Source organism: Paraburkholderia mimosarum LMG 23256 = NBRC 106338, assembly GCF_000739815.1.
Lineage (GTDB): Bacteria > Pseudomonadota > Gammaproteobacteria > Burkholderiales > Burkholderiaceae > Paraburkholderia > Paraburkholderia mimosarum.
The window spans coordinates 1-514 of the sequence record NZ_BBJJ01000380.1 but is presented as its reverse complement, the minus strand read 5'-3'; the positions used below and the strand labels follow the sequence as shown (position 1 = coordinate 514).

At 64.4% G+C, this 514-nt stretch carries 1 pseudogene; it reads right to left on the bottom strand.

From position 1 onward, the window contains the following. Positions 1–514 (bottom strand): annotated as a pseudogene (locus BMI01S_RS37990) (IS21 family transposase); the annotation flags it as partial.

The window sequence follows — 514 nt, the reverse complement described above, 5'->3', positions numbered from 1 at the left end:
GAACAGATGCTGGCACAGACGCTCGGCCGACGGCCCGATCGTCCTGGCCTGCGCGAGGATGCGGCGCGTTTCCCGAGAGGGATTGAACGGCCGCTCGTCCTGCGGCAGTACCACCGTGCCCGGCCTGTCGGCCAGCATGTGGGTGCGCAGCAATGCCTGTGTCTGGAGGTTGCGGATTTCCAGGTGACGGGCAAATTTACGCACCAGCACCTGGCTGCCGATGGGAGCCGGTTGGGCTGCGTAGCTGCTGTGGTCTACCCGGACGCACGTGTCGTCGCAGACCGTGTAGACCTTGTCGGTGAAGTATTCGAAGTTGCGCGCCGGCAAGGCCCGCAGATGGGGACGCTCCTCCTCGAACATCGCCTGGACCTGGCGACGGGTGCTGCCGTGGATTCTTCTGGCCGCCCAGTTTGATTCCCATTGCTCGAGGAAGGCGTTTTGCTCCTCGATCGATTCGAACCGGCGCCCCTTCAGGGCCGTGCCCTGGGTATGCTGGATCGCGTTCTCAACGGTG